This window comes from Marinicrinis sediminis (assembly GCF_042685085.1).
In the GTDB taxonomy this organism is placed as follows: Bacteria; Bacillota; Bacilli; order Paenibacillales; family KCTC-33676; genus Marinicrinis; species Marinicrinis sediminis.
In genome coordinates this window covers 42,618-62,101 of sequence record NZ_JBHUMM010000045.1, presented here as the reverse complement: position 1 = coordinate 62,101, position 19,484 = coordinate 42,618, and the positions used below count along the sequence as shown (strand labels likewise).

Annotated in this window: 15 protein-coding genes; 12 read left to right on the top strand and 3 right to left on the bottom strand. The window is 51.1% G+C overall.

The annotated features are described in order from the left end of the window. Positions 1–17: 17 nt before the first annotated feature. From ACFSUC_RS18675 to ACFSUC_RS18665, 3 genes are all read left to right on the top strand, one after another. Complete coding sequence (locus tag ACFSUC_RS18675) at positions 18–1,655, top strand: thiamine pyrophosphate-binding protein (RefSeq protein ID WP_379931165.1); 1,638 nt, start codon at positions 18–20, stop codon at positions 1,653–1,655. Positions 1,656–1,674: 19 nt separating this feature from the next. After that, a complete protein-coding gene (locus ACFSUC_RS18670; protein WP_379931164.1) occupies positions 1,675–2,109 on the top strand; it encodes a carboxymuconolactone decarboxylase family protein in 435 nt (144 codons plus the stop codon). Between the two features lie 279 nt (positions 2,110–2,388). After that, positions 2,389–4,152: a sulfatase-like hydrolase/transferase gene (locus ACFSUC_RS18665; protein ID WP_379931163.1), complete on the top strand. Its 1,764-nt coding sequence runs from the start codon at positions 2,389–2,391 to the stop codon at positions 4,150–4,152. Here the strand turns inward: ACFSUC_RS18665 and ACFSUC_RS18660 are convergent. Continuing rightward, positions 4,115–5,323, bottom strand: a complete 1,209-nt coding sequence (locus ACFSUC_RS18660) for a Fe-Mn family superoxide dismutase (RefSeq protein WP_379931162.1) — start codon at positions 5,321–5,323, stop codon at positions 4,115–4,117. The two genes, ACFSUC_RS18665 and ACFSUC_RS18660, sit on opposite strands and share 38 nt — an antisense overlap. 151 nt (positions 5,324–5,474) lie before the next feature. On the opposite strand from ACFSUC_RS18660, the gene ACFSUC_RS18655 reads away from it, so the two are divergent. Then, positions 5,475–6,218: an IclR family transcriptional regulator gene (locus ACFSUC_RS18655; RefSeq protein ID WP_379931161.1), complete on the top strand. Its 744-nt coding sequence runs from the start codon at positions 5,475–5,477 to the stop codon at positions 6,216–6,218. Between the two features lie 138 nt (positions 6,219–6,356). On the opposite strand, the gene ACFSUC_RS18650 is transcribed toward ACFSUC_RS18655, so the two are convergent. Together ACFSUC_RS18650 and acnA are read right to left on the bottom strand one after the other, a co-directional pair. Beyond that, entirely contained in the window at positions 6,357–8,114 is a 1,758-nt protein-coding gene (locus tag ACFSUC_RS18650) for a methyl-accepting chemotaxis protein (RefSeq protein WP_379931160.1), read from the bottom strand. Between the two features lie 225 nt (positions 8,115–8,339). Beyond that, a complete protein-coding gene (acnA, locus tag ACFSUC_RS18645; RefSeq protein WP_379931159.1) occupies positions 8,340–11,054 on the bottom strand; it encodes an aconitate hydratase AcnA in 2,715 nt (904 codons plus the stop codon). Between the two features lie 196 nt (positions 11,055–11,250). On the opposite strand from acnA, the gene ACFSUC_RS18640 reads away from it, so the two are divergent. The 8 genes from ACFSUC_RS18640 to ACFSUC_RS18605 all read left to right on the top strand — a co-directional run bounded on the left by ACFSUC_RS18640 (position 11,251) and on the right by ACFSUC_RS18605 (position 19,453). Then, complete coding sequence (locus ACFSUC_RS18640) at positions 11,251–12,240, top strand: amidase domain-containing protein (RefSeq protein ID WP_379931158.1); 990 nt, start codon at positions 11,251–11,253, stop codon at positions 12,238–12,240. Between the two features lie 25 nt (positions 12,241–12,265). Beyond that, complete coding sequence (locus tag ACFSUC_RS18635) at positions 12,266–13,414, top strand: D-alanine--D-alanine ligase (RefSeq protein ID WP_379931157.1); 1,149 nt, start codon at positions 12,266–12,268, stop codon at positions 13,412–13,414. A 38-nt stretch (positions 13,415–13,452) separates the two neighbouring features. Continuing rightward, on the top strand, positions 13,453–13,779 hold the full coding sequence (locus ACFSUC_RS18630) for a hypothetical protein (protein ID WP_379931156.1): 327 nt from the start codon (positions 13,453–13,455) through the stop codon (positions 13,777–13,779). Positions 13,780–13,997: 218 nt separating this feature from the next. After that, positions 13,998–15,902, top strand: a complete 1,905-nt coding sequence (locus tag ACFSUC_RS18625; RefSeq protein WP_379931155.1) for a putative bifunctional diguanylate cyclase/phosphodiesterase — start codon at positions 13,998–14,000, stop codon at positions 15,900–15,902. Positions 15,903–16,039: 137 nt separating this feature from the next. Further along, entirely contained in the window at positions 16,040–16,570 is a 531-nt protein-coding gene (locus tag ACFSUC_RS18620) for a protease (protein WP_379931154.1), read from the top strand. 67 nt (positions 16,571–16,637) lie between these two features. Next, positions 16,638–18,095: a flotillin family protein gene (locus tag ACFSUC_RS18615; protein ID WP_379931153.1), complete on the top strand. Its 1,458-nt coding sequence runs from the start codon at positions 16,638–16,640 to the stop codon at positions 18,093–18,095. Positions 18,096–18,125: 30 nt separating this feature from the next. Then, positions 18,126–18,644, top strand: a complete 519-nt coding sequence (locus tag ACFSUC_RS18610; protein ID WP_379931152.1) for a DUF4178 domain-containing protein — start codon at positions 18,126–18,128, stop codon at positions 18,642–18,644. Between the two features lie 116 nt (positions 18,645–18,760). Further along, entirely contained in the window at positions 18,761–19,453 is a 693-nt protein-coding gene (locus tag ACFSUC_RS18605) for a PspA/IM30 family protein (protein WP_379931151.1), read from the top strand. Positions 19,454–19,484 lie beyond the last annotated feature (31 nt).

The window sequence follows — 19,484 nt, the reverse complement described above, 5'->3', positions numbered from 1 at the left end:
GCGGGGAGGAAACATTCATGCCATCTGTAAGTCAGTTATGTACCAGTCACCTAGTCAAATGGGGCATTACCCATGTATTCGGAATTCCGGGAAAGCCGGTAACCCCGCTCGTACTCCATCTGGACGAGGCGGGAATCCGGTTCGTCCTTTGCAAGCATGAAGAAGGAGCAGGACTGGCCGCATCCGGGTATGCCATGACCCGTCAATCCCTGGGCGTGGCAATCGGAACGGCAGGGCCAGGCGGCACAAATATGCTAACCGCTGCTGGACAAGCCATGTTCAGTCACTTGCCGGTTCTGTTCATTACCGGCTCTCCACCCATCTGCGAAGCGGGAAAAGTGCTGGGACAGGACAGTACCATGTTTGGTACGGATCTGGTGAAAATGTTTGAGCCTGTCACGAAATTCAGCGCAAGAGTGGACCGTGGCGAACTCTTTCAATGCTATTTGGAACATGCGATGGAGCAGGCGTTTACGGGGGTGAGAGGGCCGGTACATCTATGTATACCACTGGATGTGCTAAGTGAGGACATTGAGCCCTTTGAATTGGATCTTCCTCTTCATTACCCGCAAGTGATGGCTTCGAATCTGCATGAAGTGGCTTCCCTGTTGTCCTCTGCGAAGCAGCCCATGCTCCTGGCCGGAGCTGGTCTGCATGCCCGGCATATGTACAGGGAATTGGAACAGTTTGCAGAAAAATGGTCGATTCCTGTGGCAACGACACCGGGTGGCAAGGGAGTCATGCGCAGTGATCATCCCTTGTCTCTCGGGCCGCTGGGACTTGGCGGTCATGACGCTGCGGAGGCTTACCTGACAGCGGGAGTTGATGTGATGGTCGTGGCGGGCAGTCAGCTTAGCGACCTGGAGCTGGCGGGAATCAGACCGGAGATGTACCCGTCCCGTATCATCCATTTTGATTATCAGCCTCAGTTTATCGGCAAGGCGATACCCGTTCCGACCACGCCAGTCATCGGCGATATCCAGCTGAACCTGCAGGCGCTGCTAAGCATGGACAGTGCTAGTTCGCTTCAGATAGCGCCGCTGCCTGAGGTAGCAGCCGCCCTGGCATCTGAGAAGCAGCCAGAACCAGCAGAAGGTCCGCTCCAGGGCCAGCAGGTGATGCAGGTGCTGCGTGAAGAATTGCCGGATGATGCGTTGATGTACGGGGACGCAGGCAGCCATTCTTTTTACGCCATCAAATATTTTGATATCCGGCAGCCCGGTACGTTTTATTTTGAAGAAGTGTATGCGACGATGGGAAGAGCAATTGGGTATGCCGTTGGAGCGAAGCTGGCGGACCCGAATCGTACGGTCGTCTGCCTCACCGGAGATGGATGCATGTTTATGAATGGGACGGAAGTATCGACAGCCGTCAATTATCAGGCACCTGTACTGTTCCTGGTCGCCAACAATCATAGTCTGGATATGGTGGACAAGGGGATGGGACGACATCTGGGAAGAGCAGTAGGTACGACCTACACAGTTCCGCTCGACAGTGCGCAATTTGGGCAATCGATGGGTGCGGATGGTTACCGATGCACGACCAGTGATGAGCTTCGATCCGCGATTCAGCAGGCGCTGAAGTCAGATCGGGTGAGTGTGATCGACATCCGGATGGACCCGCATGAAATCCCGCCTACGATGAAACGGGGCTGAGAAGGAGCGCGAGCAGGAGATGGATCTGAATAAAACAAATCAGGAGCGGTACGAGACAGGGCTGGAAACATTAAGGAAGATGGTGACGGAGAAGGAAGTGTCGCTCATCGAAAAAATCGGAGATTTTTTTCCTGATTTTTCCCATACGCTCGTCTCATTTGGATTCGGAGATTTATATGCACGAGAGGAACTCAGTTTAAGGGATCGCGAGATTATTACCCTGACTTCCCTGATTACTCAAGGGGCAATTGAACAACTGGGCTTTCACGTGAAAGCAGCGCTGCGTGTAGGGATGACGTCAACTGAGATATTGGAACTGGTACTGCAATGTGCTGGCTATGCCGGCTTTCCGAGAGCAGTCAGCGCGCTCCATGTTGTAGAACAGGTATTCAAGGAAGAAGGCATCCAGGTAAACGGCAAAGAAGGAAGCAGCAAAGAGGGAAACAAGGAATAACACAAAACCAGTAAATAGGTATAAACATAGTCAAGGATAACATCTCAAGGAATAACATAACAATGTTTTGCAGATATAAGCCCGTGAGCAGATTCATCATCCCTGCTCACGGTTTTTTTTGTCCGAAATTTATTTGTATGAAAACAGTAGGATGTTCGGCCACCACTAAGAATTTGTTATATTTGTTATATAACAATTCACTAAATGTGATAAAATGATAGGTAAGGATGCCTGGCTGTTTATGTAACGGGCAGACAAACTGGATAGAGGTGATAAGAAATGAGTAGGGTGAAACCTAATCTGGTCCTGGTATTGACGGATGATCAAGGGTATGGGGATCTCGGCTTGCACGGCAATGCCGATTTGGAGACGCCGAGACTGGATGAGCTTGGACGCGCATCCATTAGAATGGATGCTTTTCATTGTACGCCGGTCTGTGCACCGACGCGCGCTTCTTTGCTAACTGGTCGTGATTTTCTGCGCACGGGTGTATGGCATGTCCACGGTGGCCGTGATTTTCTGAACCCTGAAGAAACGACAATGGCCCAGATGCTCAAAGACCAGGGTTACCGGACCGGGATGATGGGGAAATGGCACTCCGGCAAGACCCATGCCTATCTGCCTTATCATCGCGGCTTTGAAGAAGCCTGGATGGCTACCCTGTATGAGCATCAGCATAACGAAATGGATCACAATGGGGAACGGGTGCAAACGGAAGGCTGGACGACGGAGGTGATCACCGATCTGGCCATCGATTTCATTCATACACATCAGGCAGAGCCTTTCTTCTTGTACGTGCCTTATCTGGCTCCACATGAGCCCTGGTATGCGCCAGAGCGTTATATCGACAAGTACAGGCAAAAAGGCTTGTCTGACAGTCTGTCCACCGTGTATGGCATGATCGAGCAGGTGGATGAGAACGTCGGTCGTATTCGTGACGCACTAGAGGAGGCAGGGTTGCTGGAGGATACGATCTTTCTGTTTCTCAGTGACAATGGCCCCATAGCAGCAGCTTCCAACATGCCGGATCTGACAGACGAGGAAATGTCTTTGCGCAATCCGCCGAGGTCTAGAGGAAACAAAGGGACGATATGGGATCATGGCACACATGTACCTTGTCTGATCAGTTGGCCCGGACGACTGAAGCCCAGAGTGGAGGCGGAGATGGCGCATGTGACTGATCTGGTTCCGACATTACTGGATTTCATGGGCGTTCCGCTGCCGCAAGGAAACCTTCCCCTGGACGGTCAGAGCCTGCGAGCCTTGCTGGAGAAGCAGGAGACATTGGGTGAGCGCCTGTTTTACAATGCGACGCATGAAACCGCATGGACGGGTAAAACACACGAATGGGATGTCTTGAAGGATCGGAATCATATTCGATTTGACCTGCAGGACTGCAATCTGTCTGTTCGCAATCATCGCTACAAATTTGTACCTGGAACAGAAGGTGATGGGCTGTACGATACAGTGGCAGACCCCCGCGAGAGGCACAATCTGGCTCAGGAACACCCCGAAATGTGCAGCTTTATGCGTGAGAAGCTTGCGAGCTGGTACCAGGAATTGTTGGCAAGCGGGCGGTCCCATCAGATCGCGGTATTTTTTATTGGTTATCCGGGTGAGACAGAGACGACGATTCCCACCTATGCGCCAATAGCGGTGACAGGTCATGTGACACCAGGGAGTCACGGGACACATCACTGGCTTGAACCGGGAGATTCGCAGCAGATGGCAGTTGAAGTAATGGAGACTGCCTGGTACGAGATAGGGGTGCGGGCAGAAGTGTGTAAGCCCGGCACATCGATGGCCGTCTCCATCGGTACGCAGAGCTGGATCACAGAGCTGAATGAGGAGTGGACCTCGCTGGGCAGTTTTCCGTTGTCAGAAGGGCGAGATGTGCTGTCCATGGAGCTGGTGAACGTTCCGCCTGGTCCCGGAGAGGCTGTTCGCTTTCGGTATCCGCTGGACGGGTTGGTTGTCAGACGGGTCACGCCTGATCAGGATAGGCTCAATACGGCTGCCAAGCTACCTGCTTCGCCTGATTGAACCGTTCCTGGACAGTTGGCCAATTGACGACATTCCACCAGGCGTCGATGTACGCAGCCCGATTATTAGGATAACGCAAATAATAAGCGTGTTCCCACACATCCAGCGGCAGGAGAGGAATGACGTCCCATTGGGACAGATTCTGGTGCTTCTCGGCCTGCAGAATTTCCAGTCTGCGGGCTCTGGGGCTCCATACGAGAATGGACCACCCGCTTCCTTCAACCGTCAGGGCAGACTTGGAAAAATGCTGTTTGAATGCTTCAAACCGACCAAAATCCTGTTCGATCTGTCTTCGCAAGCTCCCCTCTGGTTTTCCTCCTCCTTTCGGAGTCATCACGTCCCAGAAAATCGTATGCAGATAATGCCCGGCTCCGTGGAAAGCGGCTTCGCGTTCCCAGTGCTTGATCAGATCGTATTGCTGTTGCTCCCGTGCTTTTTGCATTTGAAGTTCGGCTTGATTTAATCCCTTCACATAGCTCAGATGATGCTCGTCATGATGCAGTCGCATCGTCTGTTCATCGATGTACGGCTCCAGTGCATCATATGGATAGGGGAGCGGAGGGAGTCTGTGCTGTCCGATCGGAACCGAAGTCATGGCATCCGTGTTTCCGGTATTCGATCCACCCGCATATTCACTCCAGGTGCCCTCTGTCCATGACGAGAGGGAGAGTGATTGCTGCCGGCTGCCAAGGCGAACGTCCATGATATCCGAACCTTTTTCTTCTGCCGCCGCCTCTTGCTGCAGCAAGGCATGCATCACATTCAGGAAATATTCTGATTCGCGAATAATATGCAGGATGACCGTTCGGGCAACATGGTTTTTTCGTATGACGCGGCTATGCTCCATCATTTGATAGAGCTGCTTGATGAATGCCTGTGAATGATAGACACAACGGTCAATAAAAGGCTGGAGCTGGTCTGCTTCAACTGTGAGAGCAGAAGCGGAAGGGGGTACAGGGGATGCGCTCAATTCCTGCTCAATCCACGCGTTTGCCGCCTCTCTGTTCTGGGCGAAAACCTGCTCCCATTCCTTCATGAGCTGGACAAAGGGCTGCTCCAGCTGGTTGACCAGGCTGCGTATGACAACCGTATGCTCCTCCTCCTGGGTTTTCCAAAATCGAATTTCTTCCAGTATGCGCATGGGCATCATGCGACCATAGATCATCAGCATGAGATGAACCTCCTTGGAGGGATGTTCCCTATCCCCATATGTATTCAGCCTGAAAAATGGATATGTGCGTGGACGATGACAATTTCCTTGATTTGCAGTACAATATTTGTAACTAAGTTTCATTATATGAAACTATGAGGTGGGATCAGTCATGGAGGAAGGAAAAGCAACGGTACGCGCGGTAGATCGTGCTTTGGATATACTGCTCTGCTTTACGGAAGCGACAGAGCTGTCGATGACAGACATCTCCGTAAAGGCAGGCCTGCATAAGAGCACCGTTCATCGTCTCTTGTTGTCACTGGAACACAAAGGTTTTGTCATACGGGATGGCGGCACCGACAAATATCGGTTAGGCTTCCGCATCTGGGAGTTGTCCGCCCAATTGTCCGAATCAGATATCAGTTCAATTCTGTTGCCGGAAATGGAAAGACTTCGGGATGAGATCGGGGAAACGATCAGCCTGTATGTACGAGACGGCAAGGAACGGATTCGCATCCAGGCCGTTCAGAGCAAGCAGTCCGTACGGCGGGTGGCTCCGATTGGAGCGAGGCTGCCTTTATATGTCGGTGCCTCCAGCAAGATTCTGCTCGCTTATGCCTCCATGGAGGATCGCAAGGCCGTGTTGCATGATGAGAACTGGCCTGTCTATATGGAGCGGGAAGCCTTTGAACAGCAGCTGGAAACCATTCGTCTTCAGGGGTATGCCACGAGCATCGAGGAGAGAGAAGCAGGGGCGGCTGCTGTCGCAGTGCCATTGTTCAACCGATCCAACCAGTTGGCCGCTTCGCTGTCCATTTCGGGACCAGCCAACCGGTTGACGATGGACAAGATGAGGGAGCATGCACGTGTCCTTCAGGAAACAGCGCGCAAAATGGGGAACATGATTCGTTCCTGACATGTTTCACCTCTCGCCTGATCGACCAGACCCATTGAAAGAAAGTCGAGTAACCAAAAGAACCAAAGAAACCGCTCCTGTAGCTCACACAGGGCGGTTTCATTTTCGTTATGAGATGGTTAACGGCAATAGGAACAACTAGGCATGAATCTTGAACTTCTGAATAAGTTGCTCCAGATTTTGTGAAAGATCGCTGACCTGTCTGGAAGCATCTGCGATTTGCTGTATGGATGCCAGTTGAGCGCCTGCCAGTCTGGATACTTCATCAGAAGCCTGTGAGGCATCCTGAGAAATGGTGGCCAGCTCAACAATGCTCGCGGTCACTTCTTCAGAGCTTGCGGACATTTCTTCAGACACAGCGGAGACCTCCTGCATCTGGCCGCTGATTTTGCCGATGGAGCTGACGATCAATTGAAAGGCCTCGTTCATGCGATGGAACAATGTCGTGATCTCCCCGACATCCTCCGAACCCCGTACCATCGCTTCGACAGCTTCAGTGGTCATCTGTTGAATACGCTGTACGATGTGTGTAATCTGGTTGGAAGCGTCTCTGGATTGTTCCGCAAGCTTGCGAATCTCATTGGAGACCACTGAAAATCCTCTTCCGTGCTCACCGGCCCGCGCTGCTTCAATCGCTGCATTGAGGGAAAGCATGTGAGTCTGGCTGGCGATACCCGTGATGACGGTTGTGATGTTGCCGATCTCCTCGCTGAGCTTCCCAAGTTGCTGGATGGCGTCAGCGGAACTGGACACAGACTGCTGAATGTTCTCGACAGTATGGGTGTAGCTCTCCACAGCCTGACGATTATGATCAGCCTGAGACAATGCTTCTGTAGAAGCTTCAGAGGCAAGGGAAGCCGATTCCGCGATGTTTTGTATGCCGCTCGACATTTCCTCTAGTGCTCTGGAGCTTTCCTGCGTACTGAGCATTTGCTGCTTGGAGCCGGTGGCGACGGACACGATAACTTCATTCGTTTTCGTTGCTGCTTGTGTGGTCGACGCCGAGTTGTCAGTCAGTGCCTGAGAGGAATGATTCACTTCAGCCACTACGTGCTGCACATTCTGGATCAAGTCTCTCAAATTGACGATCATCGTGTTAAAGCTGCCAGCCAGGATGCCGATTTCATCCTTGGATTTCTGCTCAATGGACACAGTCAGATCCCCTTTGGCTGCCTGTTCGGTAAGCCGTGAAAGTTCAATGATCGGTCGCAGGGTACGGTTGAGGATGTAGATGAGTGCAGCTGCGATTACGATCATAATGGCCAGTCCCGTCAAGATACTGCTCACGATCATGCTTCGAAACTTGTCCTTGACCATGCCATAATCAAAATCCAGTCCGACATAGGCGGTTATGCCGTTGTTGCTGTCATAGATCGGGCTGAGAAGAGACAACCATGTACCAGAATGATCGTCATAAGGGTCGGTCATGCCTACTTTTTCCGTACGTGCTTCATCCAGCGCAGTCCGGAATTCCGGCGTCAATTCATACAGACTCTGGGACGTCAGTCCATCGTCTATGAGCGCCTGATTGGCGGCGAGTACTTTAATGTACGCTTTGCCGTCCTGCTCGATGATATCCGGGTAGAGTATGTAGAGGTTGGAAATGTCCTCAGAGGTCACATAGGATTCGATTTGCGTTTGCAGCTGTCTGCCCGGTGCGGTTTCCACATACGCATTCGGGTTGCTTTCCGCCAGCTGACGATAATTGTTGAGCAGCTCCATATTGCCCTGAAACTGATGCTGGACGATGGCTTCAATGTCTTTCAGTTCTTTATAATATTGCTGCTGCAATTGAGTGGTACTGACAAAGATGAGGGCTGCACACAAGATGACAATACATGTGATGATGATGGCAGATATTTTAAAAACAATGCGGTTTTTTAGTCGATTCAGCATAGATATCGCTCCTCCTGATGATCATTCCGTCTATAACTTAATAGTACCTTTTATTAAGACAAATTTCGACCATTTTTTTGTAAAATATCTGACATAATAGTGTAAGATAACTGTAAAAATGATTGGAATATGAGAGGAAAGGAAGGAAAAGCGAAAAAAAGCGTATCGTCATGTCAGATAACAAAACGATACGCCAATAGTGAATTTGAGTTTGAGAGTTTCCTTTTACTTGTCTTCCTGAATGAGCTGACGCAATACGGTTTGCAGAATACCACCATTGCGGTAGTAATCGACATCCACCAGACTGTCCAGGCGAACGATCACTTCGAATTCAAAGGAGCTGCCGTCTGTGCGAATAGCTTCGACTTTCAGCTTCTGGCCAGGTGTGACGTCATTGCTCAGACCTTTAATGTTGAAGGTTTCAGTGCCTTCGATATTGAGCGTCTTCCAGCTTAATCCCTCAGGGAACTGGAGAGGAAGCACACCCATCCCGACCAGATTACTGCGGTGAATACGCTCAAAGCTTTCCGCAATAACCGCTTTGACACCCAGGAGATCGGTTCCTTTTGCTGCCCAGTCACGGGAGCTTCCGGTTCCGTATTCTTTACCTGCGATGACCACAAGCGGTGTTCCGTTTTCCTGATACTTCATGGAAGCATCATAGATCGGCATGATTTCACCATTTGGCAGATAAGTGGTTACCCCACCTTCTGTTCCAGGAGCCATCTGGTTACGGATACGAATGTTGGCGAACGTACCGCGCATCATAACTTCATGGTTACCACGACGGGAACCGTAAGAGTTGAAGTCTTCCTTCTTCACGCCATGGTCAATCAGGTATTGTCCAGCCGGGCTGTCCACCTTGATGTTACCTGCAGGTGAAATGTGATCCGTCGTAACGGAGTCATTCATCAGCGCCAGCGTCTTCGCGCCATGAATTTCTTCGATATTGTCCAGCTCGGTGGAGAGTCCTTCGAAGAATGGAGGCTCTTGAATGTACGTGGATTTGTCATCCCATTCATACAGTTGGCCTTCCGGTACCGGAATCTCATTCCAGCGAGGGTTCGCACGGAAGACATCCTTGTACTTCTCTTCAAACAATTCAGGGCTCATGGCCTGCTGAATCGCATTTTTGATCTCTTCATTCGTCGGCCAGATATCTTTCAGATAAACGGCTTCACCCTGTTCATTGTGACCGATTGGATCATTGGCCAAATCAACATTGACCGTTCCAGCGAGTGCATACGCGACAACTAGTGGCGGAGAGGCCAGATAGTTGGCTTTGACCTGGGCATGCACGCGGCCTTCAAAGTTACGGTTACCGCTTAGGACAGAAGCCACGGTAAGGTCATGATCGGCAATCGCCTTGCTGACCTCATCCGGCAATGGACCGGAGTTTCCGATACAGGTGGCACAGCCATATCCGGCGACGTGGAAGCCGAGTGCTTCCAGAGAGGCAAGCAGACCGGATTTCTTCAGATATTCGGTAACGACAAGAGAACCAGGTGTCAGACTGCTTTTTACATAGGCTGGCTTGACGAGTCCTTTTTCCACGGCTTTCTTGGCAACCAGTCCGGCACCCAGCATCACGCTCGGGTTGGAGGTGTTCGTACAGCTGGTGATGGCGGCAATGACGACTGCGCCGGTTCCAAGTTCTGTCGTTTCACCATTCGGATGTTTGACTTGTACCTTTTCCTCGATCTTTGCTTCATCCAGTCCATATCCGCCCTGATCGATAGGGGTACGAATAATTTGATTGAATGCTTCCTTCATGTCAGTCAGCTCAATGCGGTCCTGTGGACGCTTGGGTCCGGACAAGCTCGGCACGACGGTAGACAGGTCGAGTTCGATGGTATCGGTAAATGCCGGATCTTCCATCTCATCGGTACGGTACATGCCCTGTGCCTTGTAATAGTCCTCAACCAGCTGAACCTGCTCAGCGCTGCGGTTGGTCATTCTCATGTAGTTGAGTGTTTCATCATCTACCGGGAAGAAACCAACAGTCGCGCCATATTCAGGCGCCATGTTGGCCACCGTTGCACGGTCAGCCAGTGTAATGTTGCTCAGACCGGAACCGTAGAACTCAACGAATTTGCCGACAACGCCTTTTTTGCGAAGCATTTGGGTCACGGTCAGAGCCAGATCCGTTGCGGTCGCTCCTTCACTGAGACTGCCTGTCAGTTTGAAACCGATGACTTCTGGTGCAACGAAATACAGGGGCTGACCCAGCATACCCGCTTCTGCCTCGATCCCTCCAACACCCCAGCCAACAACGCCGAGACCGTTGATCATGGTCGTGTGGGAATCCGTTCCGACGAGGGAATCCGGGTACACTTCTGTTTCCCCATTTACCGTTTTTGTGGCTGCAACAGATGCCAGATATTCCAGGTTTACCTGGTGGACAATACCGGTTGCAGGCGGAACGGCACGGAAGTTGTCAAACGCCGTTTGCGCCCAGCGCAGGAAGCGATATCGCTCTTCATTCCGTTCAAATTCCTTGTTCATGTTATATTCAAGCGCATCTTCGCTGCCGTATGCATCGACCATGACGGAATGGTCAATGACCAGATCAACCGGAACGAGCGGGTTGATGCGTTTTGGGTCTCCCCCGGCTTTTTGCATCGTGGCACGCATGGCCGCAAGATCGACAACGACCGGAACTCCGGTGAAGTCTTGCAGGACGATCCGCGCTGGAATGAAAGGAATTTCCTTGTTCTTTTCCTTAATATTCGCCCAGTCTGTCAATTGACTGACATGATCCTCTGTGATGGCTCTGCCATCGAATTGGCGAATGGCCGCCTCTAACAGCACTTTAATCGAGAAAGGCAGGTTAGAGATCGACTTGCCGAGTTGTTCTTCCAGCTGCTTCAGAGAATAGTATTGATAAGACTTTTCTCCGACCTGAAGGCTGGACCGAACAGGGAATGCTTGCTTGCTCATGTTTTCGGCCTCCTCACAACTTTTTCAGTTTCATTCTGTGGAACACGATTTCAGTTTTTCATCCTCTCCTAGTATACCTTTTCTCTTCATTCAGGTAAAGATGTTTTTCGCTCATGTTGGCACAAACCCCGTCATATATTATGACAACGTCTATCGTAAATCAGTCATCGGGCGGATGCAGAGAAGGAGGGCTACAGTGAGCGAAGAGTGGATGGAGATGGTGGATGATTATGTACGGGCGAGAGAGGGATGGTTCAGCAGCTATGCCTTTCACTTTCCCAAACGGCATCAGGATGCAGAGCATGCCAGACGAATGCAGGAGATGCTGCAGCGGTTAAGGCATCACCACCAAGCCCGCGGAATTTCCCTGGCGTCTTCCCGTTCCACCTTGCGGGGGGTATACGTCTCTCCGATTCGAAGTGGGTACGTTGCGATTACCCTGCAAATTCATCGCGAGCTGGCCTATACCCAGCAAGGTCAGCTGTTTCAGGAAGAGCGGCTGGAATGCGAGCAGCTTCATATGAAGCAAGTGGGTCAGATCTGGCAGATTGCCCGCGTCATACGGGACAGGGCAGAGGAAGGAAGTATGGTGTATCGTGCGGATTCGGAGTCAGCCGAAATTCGGGGTCCTGCGTTTAATCGTGATGAGTATGCGGGTACAGATAATGGAGATGCCCGTCTTACATATGACCGGGATAAAGTCAGACAGTATGCGGATCAGTATTGGCAGCGACCCAATCCTTCCTTTCGTTATTTTGATGAGGATTGCACGAACTTTGTCTCCCAATGCCTCTATGCAGGCGGGGTGCCCATAAATTATACTGGGAGAAGAGAACGCGGCTGGTGGTATCGGAGCAACAAAGGCTCGGGGAGCTGGAGCTTCAGCTGGACCGTGGCCCAGAGCCTGCATCTGTATCTGTCCGCCAAACGCAGTCAACCCCTTGCAAGGCGGGTGGAACGGGCGGATCAGCTGGAAATCGGAGATTGCATCCTGTATGATTGGAACGGCGATGGCCGTTTTCAGCATGCTACCATCGTCACAGCGAAGGATAAACAGGGCATGCCGCTGGTTAATGCCCATACGACGAACAGCAAGCGCAGGTATTGGGATTATACCGATTCACCGGCCTGGAGTGGGCATACGAAGTATGGCTTCTATCATGTGAATGCGCTCAGCGGAGGATAGAAAGCAGGAATCCATGGAGGTTACTATGACTCAAAAACAGCGAGTAGGGATCGTGTACGGCGGCAAATCGGGGGAACATGAGGTTTCCCTGCAGACGGCCCGTGCCGTGATCAATGCATTTGATAAGGACAAATATGAAATAAGCCCGATTTATATTACAAAAGAAGGCGAATGGCGGATGGGGAATCAGCTTCCCGACGTGATTGAGGACGTCGATCAGCTGAGCTTTTCCAGGGAAACATCGAAAAGCGGTCTGGCCACGCTGTTCGGTCATCTGAACGACAGACAGGAGCAGCCAGTTGTATCCCTGCATGCGGTAGATGCCGAGATTTCATCGCCTCAGTCTGCACCCCCCCATTTTGATGTGATGTTGCCGCTTCTTCATGGCACCAACGGAGAGGACGGGACGATCCAGGGACTATTTGAAATGGCCAATGTGCCGTATGTAGGAGCAGGCGTCCTCGCTTCGGCAGTGGGCATGGATAAAGTGCTGATGAAGAAAGTATTCGCCCAGGCCGGACTGCCTCAATGTATCTATCGTCATTTTGCCGCATCGGAATGGGAGAAGAATCAGGCCTATCTGGTGATGGATATGGAGGTCTCCATTGGCTATCCATGCTTCATCAAACCGGCAAACCTCGGTTCCAGTGTCGGCATTTCCAAGGCGAGAAATCGCGAGGAGCTCATCGAGGGCGTGGCCTATGCGCTGCGTTTTGACCGCAAGGTCGTGGTGGAGGAATTCGTGGATGCCAGAGAGATTGAAGTGGCGGTACTTGGCAATGAAGAGCCGGAGGCGTCTGTGGCTGGAGAAATTGTTTCTTCCAGTGATTTTTACGATTACAAGGCCAAATACGTGGATGGTACGTCAGCGATGATCATACCGGCGGAGATTGAACCGGATGTATCCGAACAGATTCGGGACATGGCCCGCACCGCATTTCGCGCGATCGACGGTTCCGGCTTGTCGAGAGTGGATTTCTTCATGCGCAAGGATGACGGGGCGTTGTTTATCAACGAAATCAACACCATGCCGGGCTTTACCCCTTACAGCATGTATCCGTTGCTCTGGAAGGAAAGTGGTCTGGCTTATCCCGAGCTGCTTGATCGATTGATTCAACTGGCGCTCGAGAGGTATAATGGAAAGCAGAAGCTTTCTTTTGGCATGGAGTCTTGAATAAGAAGCTCGAATAATGAACTGTCGGAGGGACCTGCATGGGCTTTCAAACCGAATTTAACTCAGTATGCAAATTCAAAAATGAACAAGAGCTGCATGATTTGCTGGAGTACGGAAAAACAGCGATGATCAAAAGCGGTTTTCGTGTCTACCCGACCGGGCAAAAAGCCATTGCCTATACCCCTGGCAATCAGGCGATCGCCATTGTGAAGATTACCGCTTCCATTGCCGAGATCAATTTCCAGGGTGAAGAGATTACCAAGGTAGAGATGGACCTGGTTCGCAAGCTGAATGAAGAGGAAGCGCGCATTCAGACTGCATTGGCAGATGAAATGTTTTTCGGAGAACAGCAGGATCAGGCATAGCATCGGTCATCAGGCTAGACGAACGACCGAATAAAAGGCTGAAATTCGGCAGCAGCCGCTTCATTCTGGAAGGAAACCAGGATGAGGCGGTTTTTTTGTTTATTTCGCTTTCATGGATTTCTCTGGCCATGTATACCATCCATTTAACTTTTTCGTCGGAAATGCCGATATTCAATAGATATTGGCAATGACGTCCAGAGAAATGGAAGGTGTCGCATATGGGTGATCAACCGTGGATTGCGGTGATCCAGAATATGACTTTAATCCTGTCATTGGTATGGCTGATCAGCCGCTTTGATCAACGTTTTGTGTCTCGCAAAATGAAGCGCCGCAATACGGCTATTGGCGCCTGCTTTGGTCTGGTCGGTCTGATCGGCATGCTCCTTCCGGTCACCATTTCGGATGGTGTTATTCTCGATGGAAAAGCGGCCATTGTCGTTCTGTCTGCGCTGTTTACGGGCTGGAGAGGTATGTTGGTCACGGCCGCTATCCTGCTTGCAGGGCGTTATGCACTCGGGGGAACGGGCATGGAAGCAGGTCTGCTGCAGGTGGCGGGCGCGACTGTGATCGGGACTGCCTTTCGATACATAGAGAATAGACTATTTCCAAATGTCTTTCAAAAGAGAAGGTTTGCCGCCTTTCATTCGCTGCTCATCGGTCTATGCATCTCATCCCTGGTGCTGATGACCGTTTTTGTGCTGCCTCCCCATATACAGACCAGCATTCTCAGGCAGTATAGCTTGTATATCCTGTTCATCTATCCCGTTCTGATTTATATCAGTCGCTGGATGATTCAGGAGGAGCTGGATCGCATTGCGCTGCAACAGCACCTTCACCGTTTGGCTTATACGGATTCGGAGACCCATCTCCCTAATCGGGCAGGTTTCCAAAGCCTGGTGGATCTTGCCCTTGCAGAGGCGGAACAACATGACAAGTGGGCGATTGTGAAGGTACAGGTGGAACCGTATCAAAATTGGATTCATATGCTTCAGCCTGGTGAAGGGGAGCGACTGATGCTGAGCATCACGGACTGTCTGCGCGAGGATTTGCCTGAGCAGGGCCGTCTGGCCAGGACGGGTGAACTGGAATTTTCCCTGTTGATCCCTTGCTTTAGCAAACAGGAGGTCTATCAGCATGCGCGTCGGCTGGAAGAACGATTCGAGCAGGGCATCACATTGGGTCCGTACCGATTTTATCTGGCTCATCGCATTGGCATTGCCCTCTATCCCGAACACGGTCGACGGACACAAGAACTGTGCGCGCATGCAGAAATTGCCGTGTCCAAGTACAAGGAATCTCATTCGAATCGTATTGTCTTCTTCCATGAAGACATTCAGGCTGAGCTGAGAAGACGACTGGAGATTGAACAGTGGATACGGGATGCCATGAAGCAGCAGCGCTTCTATCTGATGTACCAGCCACAAGTGGATCTGAATACCCAGCTGCTGGTCGGCTTTGAAGCGCTCATCCGCTGGGACGGCTATCAGGATGATTTTTTTACAGTGTCGGAGTTGATTGAGGTGTCCGAAGAGACGGGTCTCATTGTAGGAATGGGTGAATGGATATTGAGACGCAGCTGCGAGCTTCATCATCACCTTTATGAGCAAACGGGTCATCGTTACGTCATTTCAGTGAATCTGTCTGCGATTCAGTTGAAGCACCCTGAATTTATGAACATGATAGAGACTGTCATCCAGGAGGTGGGCATTGAGCCTTCTTGTCTCAATGTGGAAATAACGGAGAATATTCTGATCCATTCTGTTGAGGAGGTACGGAAGATCCTGCGCAGACTGCATCGACTGGGCATCTGTATCTCGCTTGATGATTTCGGCAAGGGCTATTCTTCCCTGATGTACTTGAAGGAGCTGCCGATTCAGTTTATCAAGCTGGACAAATCGTTTATTCAGAAGCTGCCGAGTGCGGCAACGGAAGCATGCATAGTGGAGGCCGTGCTCCGGCTTGCGCATCAGCTGGGATTGAAGGTGGTAGCGGAAGGGTTGGAGAAAGCTGAACAATATCAATATCTACGTCAGCTTGGCTGCGACATTGGTCAGGGCTATTACTTCAGCGCACCCCTGGATCATGCGCAACTGCTTGCCTATATTCAGCAGGAGAGAACCTGAACAGCAACATGAAAAGGGTCAGCATGATAGAGTGAAAGTAAAAAAGTGGTTCGGAAATGAAACCTTATTTTAGGGATTCCGTATATATACATGTAAATACGATGAATTGTCAGTTCTGCACACAAGGGGGGACATCGATGCTTGAGCTGTACTGGATCTGCTTTATATTTGGTGTCGGATTTGTGTTGGTCACGGTCATTTTCGGCGATGTGCTGGGCGGTTTCATGGATGGCATCATGGATGCCCTGTCCATGGACGGAGTAGACTTCCTGCAGCCCATGGTGCTCGTGGGCGGGATCACCTGCTTTGGCGGACTGGGCATTCTTCTCACGCAGATGACATCACTCGGCGCGGCACAAACCGCGATCCTTTCTTTCTGTGGCTCCATCGGTGTATCAGCCTGCACGTACTTCTTCTATGTGAAACCGATGGCTCGTGCAGAGAATTCGACTTCCTATCAACAGCAGGATCTGGTAGGACGATTGGGTGAGGTCAGTGTCACGATCCCGAAGAAAGGCTGGGGAGAAGTCATCTTGAGTACCGGAACCGGACGCACCAACGAAATCGCCGCCAGCTTTGATGAGGAGGAACTTGGGGAGGGGACCAAGGTAGTGATTATCGAGATTCGGGACCGTACCCTGTACGTATCGAAGTGGGAAGAGCTGTAACCATGCTGCTAGTACAGTTGTCCGCGCAGCATGTTGATACAGGATAAATAGGAGGAGGAATGGGAAAATGGATTTTAGTAATCAGTTAGTCTTGATCCCTGCCATTATCATCGGGGTGCTGGTGCTGCTCGGGATCGCATTTTGGGCCAGGTACAAGACGGTAGGGCCCGATGAGGCCATGGTAGTGACAGGCTCAATGCTCGGCACTAAAAATGTAATCACAGATGAGAATGGTCGCAGTATCAAGATCGTGCGTGGAGGCGGCGCATTCATCATTCCGATCTTTCAGGCAGCGGAATACATATCTCTGTTATCCTTGAAGCTGGATGTTTCTACGCCTGAGGTATACACGGAACAAGGGGTTCCCGTCATGACAGATGGTGTCGCGATCATCAAGATTGGCGGCTCCAGTGAAGATATCGCCACGGCGGCAGAGCAGTTTATGGGCAAGCCGAGGGAAGCGCTGGAATCAGAAGCCCAGGAAGTGCTGGAAGGCCACCTGCGTGCGATACTGGGTTCGATGACGGTGGAGGAAATCTACCGGAATCGTGACAAGTTTGCACAGGAGGTTCAGTCGGTGGCGGCGAGAGATTTGCGCAAGATGGGGCTGCAGATCGTTTCCTTTACCATCAAGGACGTTCGTGACAAGCATGGATATCTGGATGCGCTCGGGAAACCGAGAATAGCGACGGTGAAGCGGGATGCGGAGATCGCGGAAGCCGATGCCGTCAGAGACGCGAGAATCCAGAAGGCCAAAGCCGAGGAAGAAGGTATGAAGGCCGAACTATTGAGAGATACCAATATCGCGGAAGCGGCTAAGTCCAAGGAACTGAAAATCGCAGAATTCAAGCGGGAGCAGGACCTGGCCAAGGCGGAAGCGGATCAGGCGTATCACATTCAGGAAGCGCGCTCCAAGCAGCAGGTTGTGGAGGAGCAGATGAGAATTGAGCTCGTCCGCAAGGAAAGAGAAATTGACATCGAGGAAAAGGAAATTTTGCGCCGCGAGAAGCAGTATGACGCAGAGGTCAAGAAAAAAGCCGATGCCGATCGCTATGCAGTAGAACAGTCCGCGGAAGCAGAAAAAGCCAAACGGATGCGCGAAGCCGATGCCTTGCAGTATAAAATAGAAGCGGAAGCGAAAGCCAATGCCGAGCAGAAGCGCATAGACGGACTTGCACTGGCAGAAGCAGAGAAGGCAAAAGGGACGGCGCATGCAGAAGTTATTCGTTTGCAGGGTCTTGCCGAAGCGGAAGCGAAAGAAAAACTGGCGGAAGCTTTCTCCAAGTATGGAGACGCAGCCGTGCTGGATATTATCGTGAAGATGCTTCCTGAGCTGGCAGGTAAAATTGCCGAGCCGCTGAAGGGCATTGACAAGTTGACCGTCGTCGATACCGGCAACGGAGAAGGCGCAGCCCGCGTAAGCAATTATGTGACGCAGCTGATGTCTACTGCACCGGAAATGCTGAAAGATGTATCCGGCATTGATGTACAGCAGCTCGTCAAGGGATTAACAGACAAAAAGTAGACGCAAGTCAAGGAGGAGAATGCACACAGTATGGGATGGTTGGATTGGTTGAGAGGAAGCAAAAAGAGTAGTCGTTCGGAGGGAGCGCGTTCCGCTCCCAGACATGCATTGAACTTGCAGGTACAGGATATTGTGACCTACGACCTCGAGGATTATCAAGTGGCAGGGAAACTGGTGTATGAAGACTCCGGCTACACGTGGACGTCATACAACCTGAAAGGGGATCGCGGATTTATCTGGCTGGCGGCCGAACTGGACGATGAGCTGGAGGTCGGGATCTATGAGCGGGTCCGTGCAGACATTCCCCGTCCGGAGAAGAAACTCATCCTCGATGATGTCACCTATTATCTGGAGGAGCATGGCTGGGCGATGATTCGAGAAGCACAGGGCCAGGCAGGCGCACGTCCCGGCCAGCAGGTTGAATACTGGGATTACACGTCCGAGTTCGGCGATCTCTACCTTTCCATTGAGAAATGGGGAGGGGACCTGGAGATCAGCAAGGGTTATGAAATCGATGCCTATGAATTGAAATTCCTTGCGGGAAGCTGACCGGTTGACCCGGGAAACAAAAGATTTACAATGAAATGAATCAAAAAGCTTGAAACCACACCGTCAAACATGTGTATACTTGAGAAAGCATGTAACCAATGAGGAGGAATACAAAAATGGGTATTTTCAAACGAATTCGAGATATTTCTGCAGCAGCGATCAACGACTTGATTGACAAGGCGGAAGATCCGGTCAAATTGCTTAATCAGTATTTAAGAGATATGGAAGATGACATTGCAGACGCAGAAATCGCCGTGGCGAAGCAAATTGCCATCGAGAAAAAGTTCAAGCATCAGGCGGAAGAAGCCGCCGAGATGGTGGAGAAGCGCCAGGAGCAGGCCATGCAGGCTTTGCAGAGCGGCAATGAAGATCTGGCACGTCGGGCACTGGTTGACAAGAAAGAGCATCAGCAAAAGGCAGACGATTATCAAACCCAATATGACAATGCCAAGTCCAATGCCGATGCGCTGCGTCGTCAGCTGAGTGAAATGAAGAGTGAATTCGAAAAAATGAAAAACCGCAAGGATACACTTATTGCGAGAGCCGAATCGGCCAAAGCGCAGAAGAAAATCAATCAGACCATGTCCGGGTTCGGCAAGGACACGGCGACCAAAGGCTTTGAGCGGATGAGCGACAAGGTGATGCAGCTCGAAGCGGAAGCCGATGCAAGCAAGGAGCTGCGCAGCAGCAACCGCAGTCTGGATGATGAGCTGGAGGCACTGGGTAATAATGATGTAGATGATGAACTGGCGGCTCTGAAAGCCCAGATGACAAAAGGCAATGACGAAGGAAGCAAGAACGAGCAGTAAGAGCAAGCGCAGATCAACGATGTATGACATG